Origin of the sequence: Hamadaea tsunoensis DSM 44101 (assembly GCF_000428945.1) — a bacterium.
Lineage (GTDB): Bacteria > Actinomycetota > Actinomycetes > Mycobacteriales > Micromonosporaceae > Hamadaea > Hamadaea tsunoensis.
Genome location: NZ_AUAX01000023.1, coordinates 139,801 through 147,953, shown reverse-complemented (window position 1 = coordinate 147,953; position 8,153 = coordinate 139,801). Strand labels below are relative to the sequence as shown.

Genomic DNA, 8,153 nt, shown 5'->3' with positions numbered 1-8,153 from the left:
TCCGCTCCTCGCGCGGGAGACCGTTCCGGCCCCGCCAAACCCGGGCGGGGCCTCCACTGCCAGGTGAGTGGGGCGACGCATCGTCCACCGTCGCCCGGTCACCGTCTACCCCCAACCCGGCCCAACCCGGCCCGGCTGGTGTCGGCCCGGCCTTTGTCCCGACTGTCCGTCTTGTGCGCCCAGTCGGCGGCCGACGGGGTGATCGTTCACGGCCGAGGTGTAAGAACGGCTACCTGCCGCATGATCGTTTACGGTTCTGGGTCGCGTTGACCGGCGTTTGCTGCACCTGACGCGTCATCGATCATGCAGATCGGGCCGGATTGACACCTCAGCCGTCATCGATCAAGAAATCCGGGCCTTGCGTCCACATGGCGGAAGATCGTTCCCGCATCCCGAGCCACCGGTGATGGCCGGGCGGCTTGGGCATGATCCACGGCGGTGGAGATGTAGAAACGCACCCTCGCCCAAGATTCACAGCGGTAGGGATGTGGAAGATCGGTCTGTAGTGGCATCTCAACCGCAATGGATCGAGGGAACGGGCCCGAAAATACATCCCAGCCGCGAACGATCACCGGCAAGCCGATCCGCCCCAACCGCCATTTCGGACAGTCGCGACAAAGGCCGGCCGTGGCCGGGCTGCCCGCGGTCCGCCGCGCCCCGACTGGCTTCCGTAAGTGTGGATCTTGACGGATGTCTGGAAAGCAACGTCAAACCGGTCGGAATGATGTTTCTTTCTGGACATCCGTCAAGATCCAGCCCACTGCGGCCGCCCACAAGTCGGACAGTCGCGACAAAGGCCAGGGGTGAACGGGGTAAACGGTGACCGAACCGCGGTGGATGATGCTTCGCCCCAGAAACCTGGCAGTGGAGTCCCCGGAGCGCAGCGACAGGGGCGGAACGGTCTCCCGCGGGAGGAGCGGAAGTGAGATCGACGAACCCGGGACAAAATGAATTTGATCTTGAATATATAGCCGTCTATGCGGATTCGCGGATCACCAGAGACGTCGGGAAGGTGACCGGTTCCACCGGACCCGCCCCGTCGATGAGCTCCAGCAGCAGCCGGATCGTCTCCTCGGCGACCCGCTCCAGCGGCTGGCGTACGGTCGTCAGCTGAGGGTGGGTCGACGAGGCCACCGGCGAGTCGTCGAAGCCGCCGACCGCCACGTCCACCGGTACGCTGCGGCCGCGTTCGCGCAGCACGGCCAGGGCGCCGGCGGCCATCAGGTCGGAGCCGACGAACACCGCGTCCAGATCCGGTACGCGGTCCAGCAGCGCGTGCATCGCCCGCTCGCCGCCCTGGCGGGTGTAGTCGCCGTGCTCGATGACCTTCTTGGTGGCCCGGCGGCCGAGCACGTCGCAGAAGCCTTCGAGCCGGTAGAGGCCGCCGGGGGTGTCCATCGGGCCGGTGATCGTGGTGATCCGCTTGCGGCCCTGTTCGACCAGGTAGCGGGCCATCTGCCGGGCGCCCTCGCGGTCGTCGGCCGCCGCGTACGGGATGAGGTTCTCGCGCCCGAGGATGGAGCCGCAGGCGACCGCGGGCAGGCCGGCTCCCTGGAGCTCCTCGACGAGGGGATCGCCGGAGTGCGCCGAGATGAGCAGGATGCCGTCCGCGTGCCCGCCGCGGATGTAGCGCATGACGCGCTCGCGGTCGCCGCGGTCGCCCGCGGTCATCATGACCAGGGAGACGTCCCGTTCGGCGAGCCGCCGGGTGGCGGTACGCAGCAGGACGCTGAAGTTCGGGTCCTCGAAGAGCTTCTCCTGCGGCTCGGAGAGGACCATCACGACCGAGCCGGTCCGCTGGGTGACCAGGCTGCGGGCGGCCCGGTTGACGACGTAGCCGGTCTCGGCGACCGCCCGGCGCACGGCGGCGAGCGCGGCGGCGCTCACGTAGGGGTCGCCGTTGAGGGCGCGGGAGACCGTGCCCCGGGAGACTCCCGAGGCCCGGGCCACGTCGTGGATCGTCGGTCGTTTCACACGCATCAGCTTTTCACAGCCCCGCTCGACAGGTCGGTACGCCAGTATCGCTGCATCGTCAGGAACAGCACGATCAACGGAATGATCGACAACAGCGAGCCGGTGAGCACCAGGGTATACAGGGCCGGTTGGTTGGCCCCGGAGACCAGCAGGGTGTAGAGGCCGACGGTCAGCGGGAACTTCGTGTCGTCGGCCAGCATGATGTACGGGAGCAGGAAGTTGTTCCAGATCGCGACGAACTGGAACAGGAAGATCGTCACCAGTCCCGGCACCATCATCGGCAGGCTGACCCGGTAGAGCATGCGTACCTCGCCGGCGCCGTCGATGCGCCCGGCGTCCAGGATCGAGGCCGGGATGGCCGCCGCGGCGTACACGCGGGCGAGGTAGATGCTGTACGGGTGCACGATGCCGGGCAGCAGCACCGCCCAGTAGGTGTTGGCCAGGCCGACCTTGGCCAGCAGGAGGTACTGCGGGATGGCGAGTACCACCGACGGGACCAGGATGCCGCCGATCAGCAGGTTGAAGATCAGGTTCCGGCCGCGGAAGCGGTAGACGGCCAGGGCGTACCCGGAGACCGCCGAGACGAGCGTGGACAGCAGGGCGCCGACCCCGGCGTACAGGGCGGTGTTGAGCATCCAGTGCCAGAAGATCCCGCCCCGGTACGCGTTCAGCTCGCTCAAGTTGCCGAAGAACCCGCTGCCGGGGGTGAACGCGTCGAGGGTGAACAGCTCGGCCCGGCTCTTGGTCGCGGCGATGAGCACCCAGCCGACCGGCAGCAGGCAGTAGACCGCGCCGAACAGCAGGAACGCCGTGGGGAGAAGTTTGCGCCTGGGCATGATCACTCCTCGTCCGCGAAGGCCCGCTTGCGGACCGCGCGCAGGAAGCCGAACGACACGATCAGGGAGATCGCGGCGATGATGACGGAGGTCGCGGCGGCCGAGTAGAGGTCGCCGGTGACGAACGCGTCCCGGTAGACCTTCATGAGCGGGGTCCACGTCGAGCTGATGGTGTTGGAGATCGAGCGCAGCGTGGTCGGCTCCGTGAACACCTGCATGGTCGCGATGATCGAGAAGATCGTGGTCAGCACGATCGAGGGCAGCAGGATCGGGATCTTGATGCGGACCGCGATCTGCAGCTCGGAGGCGCCGTCGATGCGCGCGGCCTCGTAGTAGTCGCGCGGGGTGGCCCGCAACGCCGTGTAGAGGACCAGCATGTTGAACCCGGTCCCGCCCCAGACCGCGATGTTGGCGAGCGAGAACGTCAGGATCGACGGATCGAGCAGGTTGACGTCGTCCACGCCGACCGCGTGCAGCGCCTGGTGGATCGGGCTCAGGCTGGGCAGGTAGAGGAAGCCCCACATCAGCGACGCGATGACGCCGGGGACCGCGTACGGCAGGAAGATCGAGATCCGGCCGAACCGGGCCAGCCGGACCGCCTCGGAGTCCAGGATCAGGGCGAAGACCAGGGCCAGCCCGAGCATGACGGTGAGGACGACCGTGCCGTAGCCGAGGACGCGTACCCAGCTGCGCCAGAACTCGGCGTCGGTGATCGCGTCCTTGTAGTTGTCCAGCCCGACGAAGATCTCGTGGCGGGATCCCTTGCCGAGCCCGAGGCCGCTGACCCGCGTACGCCGGAGACTGAGGTAGGCGGTGTAACCGATCGGCAGTGCGAAGAACAGCAGGAACAAGACGATGGCGGGGGCGAGGAACAGGTAGGGCACGGCGCCCGCGCGACCAGCGCGGGCGCCCTTGCCGTACCTGTCGTCCCGCCGGGGGGCGGGTGTGCTCATATCAGGACGCCACCTGGAAGCCGGCCTTCGTCATGTCGGCGAGGGTCGCCTGCTGGGTGGCCGTCAAGGCGTCGGTGAACGAGGACTTCGCCGCGATCGCCTTGTCGAAGTTGTCCTTGTACGCGTTGTACGCGACGTTGACGTCCGGCCCGAAGGTGAAGCCGCGGGCGGTGCTGGAGATCGCCGAGGCCTGCTGCCAGAAGTCCGCCTGGTTGGAGAAGTAGTCCGGGGCGGTGGTGAGCAGCGCCTGGCTCTTGGTCGCCGCCGGGTAGACGGCCGCCTGCTTGATGAGCAGGTCGGCGGCGGCCGGGTCGGTGTTCATCCAGGCGATGAACTGCGCGGCGGCCTTCTTGTGCTTGGAGTTGGCCGAGACCGCGGAGGACGAGCCGCCCCAGAAGCCGGAGTAGTTCTCGCCGGCCGACCACTGCGGCAGCGGCGCGATGGCCCACTTGCCCTTGCCGCCGGGGGCGTTGGAGGACAGCACGCCCGGCGCCCAGACCGCCGACGACCAGGTCAGCAGCTTGCCGTTGCTGAGAGCGGCGTTCCAGTCGCTGGTCCACTGGGCCTGCGTGTCGACCACGCCGTCCTTGACCAGGCCGCCCCAGAAGTCGGCGACCTTGGTCGTGGCGGCGTCGTTGATGCCGACCTTCCAGGTCTGCCCGTCGACGTTCCACCACTGGCCGCCCGCCTGCTGGGCGAGGCCGGCGAACCAGCCCGGGTCCTTGGACGAGAACCCGCCGAGGTAGACCGACTTGTCGGCGGCGTGCACCTTGCGGGCCGCGGCCGCGTAGTCGTCCCAGGTCTTCGGGACCTCGATGCCGTACTTGGCGAACAGGTCGGTGCGGTAGTACAGCATCATGGGGCCGCTGTCCTGCGGCAGACCGTAGACCGCATCGGTGCCCAGGGTCACCAGCTTCCAGATGCCGTCGCTGAACTCGCTCTTCGCGGTTCCGACGTCACCGGAGATGTCCGCGACCGCGTCCGCGGCCACGAACGAGGGCAGCATCTGGTACTCGGCCTGGATGATGTCGGGCGCGTTGCCCGCCTTGGCCGCCGTGAGGAACTTCGCGGCCGTCTCGTCACCGCCGGACTGCTTGCTGACGGTGACCTTGATGTTCGGGTGCCCGGCGTTCCAGGCGTCGGCGATCTTGTCCATGTTGGGGGCCCAGGTCCAGAAGGTCAGCGAGACCGGTCCGGTGTCCTCGGGGCTGGCGGATTTATCGGTGCCCGACGAGCAGGCACCCAGCGCGATCAGGAGCACGGCCGAGGCGGCCGCCGAGAGGCGCTTGATACGCATCTTTCCTCCGTCGAAGGATGGGACGTTTCCGGGGCGAACGTTGGGGCGTTTCTGGGAACGTTCACAGTGCCGAACAGTGTCAGTCAGCCACCCGGCGGCGTCAAGGCGCAGTTTCCAAATGGTTACGTGCCAGGGATTTCTAGGTGTACGCCTTCCGGTGCACTCGCCCGTCCGCTACTGTGCACGTTCACAGATCGGTTTCGGGGAGGAATCCGTGGTGCAGGGGATCGCCTTCGGCGGCGACTACACGCCCGAGCAGTGGCCGCGCGAGGTCCAGCTCGCCGACGTGGACCTCATGCGGGAGGCCGGGGTCAACCTGGTCAGCCTGGGCATCTTCGCGTGGGCGCTGATGGAGCCGCGGGAGGGCGCGTACGAGTTCGCGTGGCTCGACGAGATCATCGACCGGCTGCACGCGGCCGGGATCGCCGTCGACCTCGCCACGCCGTCCGCCGCCACGCCGGCCTGGTTCGCGAAGGCGTACCCGCAGTCGTTGCCGGTCACGCGGGAAGGCGTACGCATCGGCTACGGCGGCCGGCAGACCGCGTGCCCGAGCTCGCCCGAGTACCGCGCCGCGACCGTGGCCCTCGCCCGGGAACTGGGCAAGCGGTACGGCCGCCACCCCGCCGTCCAGCTGTGGCACGTGCACAACGAGTACGGCGCTCCGCTCGGCGAGTGCTACTGCGAGACCAGCGTGGCCGCGTTCCGGGAATGGCTGCGCCGCACCTACGGCGACATCGAGAGCCTCAACGACGCCTGGGGCACCCTGTTCTGGGGCCAGCGGTACGCCGACTGGTCTGAGATCGACGCGCCCCGCCTGGGCCTGACCGTGGTGAATCCCGCCCAGCGCCTGGACTTCGCCCGGTTCACCAACGACGAGCACCTCGCCTGCTTCATCGTGCAACGCGACGTCCTGCACGAGCTGAGTCCCGGCGTACCGGTGACGACGAACTTCATGTCGATCAACTGCAAGTCGATGGACCTGTGGAAGTGGGCGAAGGAGGTCGACGTCGTCAGCAACGACAACTACCTCGTCCCCGAGGAGGCCGACAACCACATCCGGCTCGCCATGTCGGCGGACATGAGCCGCTCACTGGGCGGCGGCCGGCCGTGGCTGCTCATGGAACACTCGACCGGCGCGGTCAACTGGCACCCGCGCAACCTCGCCAAGCGCCCGGGGGAACTGCGCCGCAACAGCCTCGCGCACGTCGCGCGCGGCTCGGACTCGGTGCTGTACTTCCAGTGGCGGGCCTCCCGCTACGGCGCCGAGAAGTTCCACTCGGCGATGATCCCGCACGCCGGCACCGACTCCCAGATCTGGCGCGACGTCGTCGGCCTCGGCGGCGAACTGCGCGGCCTCGCCGACGTGGCGGGCACCCGCGTGGAGTCCGAGGTAGCGATCCTGTGGGACTGGGAGGCGTACTGGGCGCTGGAACTGGACTGGCGGCCGTCGGTGGACGTCACGTTCCTCGAACGGATCGACGAGTTCTACGCCGCCCTCTGGCGCTCGCACGTCACCGTCGACTTCGCCCACCCCGCCGCCGACCTGTCCCGCTACAAGCTGGTCGTCGCGCCCAGCCTCTACCTGGCCGGCGACGCCGCGGCCAAGAACCTGCACCGCTACGTCCAAGCCGGCGGGCACCTGCTGGTCTCGTTCTTCTCCGGCATCGTGGACGAGCACGACGCCATCCACAATGGACCACACCCGGGCGCGCTCCGCGACACCCTCGGCCTCACCGTCGAGGAGTTCCACCCGCTCCCGGCCGGCGGATCGCTGCCCCTGTCCGCGGGTGGTCACGGCCGCATCTGGTCCGAACGCGTACGCCTGACCGGCGCGACCGGTCACGCCACCTTCGCCGACGGCCCCGACGCTGGCCACCCGGCGATCACCCGCAACAGCCTCGGCGCCGGCCTGGCCTGGTACGTCGCGACCGCACCGGACGACCTGCGCGGGATCCTCGCCACCGTCCTGGACACCGCGGGAGTGCTCCGCCCGGCCGACCTGCCCGACGCGCTCGAAGTGGTCCGCCGGGGGGACCGGGTCTTCCTCCTCAACCACGGGGAGACGGCGGTCTCGTTCCAGGGGGTCACCGTCGCGGCCGGCGGTGTCGTGATCCTGTGAACCGAAGATCGCGTTTGGATCAGGGATCGCCACGTAATCATGGCCCAAGATTCGGGTGATTTCCCTGATCCAAGCGGGATCTTGGGGCGGGGCGGGGCGGGGAGGGTTAGAGGGGTTTGGTGAAGAAGCGTTGGGCGTGGGCTCGTTCGCCGTATGGCGCGGATTCGGTGTAGCCGAGGCGCGGGTACATCGCCACCGCCTCCGGTAGCGCGTTGTGCGTGTTGAGGACCACCGTCGTCGCCCCGTCCGCCCGCGCCTGCTCCTCCACTGTGGATAGGAGCCGACCACCCAGGCCCGTACGCCGCATCCGCTGGTCAACCCACATGTGGCGTACCTCGGCGCGGGTGGGGTCGAGGCGGTGCAGGCCGACGCAGCCGACGGGGCCGGTGTCGTCGCGGGCCACGAACAGCAGTCCGCGCGGCGGTTCGAGGTCGGCCGGCGGGCTCAGGTCGGCGGGGCTGTAGCCCTCCGGGAACCGGTGGGACAGTTCGGCCGCGTACGCGAGGAGGCACTCGCGGCCGTCGCCGGATCCGGCCGGGGCGGCCGAAATGGTGACGGCGGCCAGTTTGAGCAGCCGCTGCACGACCGTCAGGGCCTCGTCGAGAGTCTGGCGCTGCGCGCCGGAGAGCGGCGCGATCAGGTCGGCGGCGGACCGCTCGGCCCGGACGTCCTGTTCGGACAGTTCGGCGAGCCCGGCCGCGGTCAGCGTGGCGACCTTCGCCCGGGCGTCGGCCGGGTGCGCCGACAGCTCGACCAGGCCCTGGCGTTCGAGCGAGCGCAGCAGCCGGCTCAGGTAGCCCGAGTCGAGGCCGAGCCGGGCCCGGACCGTCCCGAGGTCGGCCCCGCCGCCGATCTCGTAGAGCAGCCGGGCCTCCCCGAGCGGCCGTCGTCCCAGGTACCGGTCGGTCAGTACGCCGATCCGGGACGTGTAGAAGCGGTTGAACTCGCGTACGCGGGTGGTCACGGGGTCCATC

Annotated in this window: 6 protein-coding genes; 1 reads left to right on the top strand and 5 read right to left on the bottom strand. The window is 69.0% G+C overall.

Annotated features, from left to right (window positions below):
• Nucleotides 1-975: 975 nt before the first annotated feature.
• From G401_RS0129185 to G401_RS0129170, 4 genes are read right to left on the bottom strand one after another with little or no spacing between them, the layout of a single operon-like run.
• The gene (locus G401_RS0129185; protein ID WP_027345265.1) at nucleotides 976-1,980 is read right to left on the bottom strand and encodes a LacI family DNA-binding transcriptional regulator; all 1,005 of its coding nucleotides are present in this window, start codon (nucleotides 1,978-1,980) and stop codon (nucleotides 976-978) included.
• Complete coding sequence (locus G401_RS0129180; RefSeq protein WP_034593479.1) at nucleotides 1,980-2,810, bottom strand: carbohydrate ABC transporter permease; 831 nt, start codon at nucleotides 2,808-2,810, stop codon at nucleotides 1,980-1,982. Before G401_RS0129180 ends, G401_RS0129185 begins: the two co-directional genes overlap by 1 nt.
• Nucleotides 2,811-2,812: 2 nt before the next feature.
• Nucleotides 2,813-3,763 (bottom strand): carbohydrate ABC transporter permease, encoded by a 951-nt coding sequence (locus G401_RS49230; RefSeq protein ID WP_084557728.1) that lies wholly within the window; start codon nucleotides 3,761-3,763, stop codon nucleotides 2,813-2,815.
• A gap of 1 nt (nucleotide 3,764) precedes the next feature.
• Nucleotides 3,765-5,060, bottom strand: a complete 1,296-nt coding sequence (locus G401_RS0129170; protein WP_027345263.1) for an ABC transporter substrate-binding protein — start codon at nucleotides 5,058-5,060, stop codon at nucleotides 3,765-3,767.
• Nucleotides 5,061-5,274: 214 nt separating this feature from the next.
• Between G401_RS0129170 and G401_RS49225 the strand changes: the two genes are divergently transcribed.
• Nucleotides 5,275-7,179 (top strand): beta-galactosidase, encoded by a 1,905-nt coding sequence (locus G401_RS49225; protein ID WP_051367308.1) that lies wholly within the window; start codon nucleotides 5,275-5,277, stop codon nucleotides 7,177-7,179.
• 106 nt (nucleotides 7,180-7,285) lie between these two features.
• Here G401_RS49225 and G401_RS0129160 read toward each other — a convergent pair whose 3' ends face one another.
• Nucleotides 7,286-8,152: a bifunctional helix-turn-helix transcriptional regulator/GNAT family N-acetyltransferase gene (locus G401_RS0129160; RefSeq protein WP_027345262.1), complete on the bottom strand. Its 867-nt coding sequence runs from the start codon at nucleotides 8,150-8,152 to the stop codon at nucleotides 7,286-7,288.
• Nucleotide 8,153 lies beyond the last annotated feature (1 nt).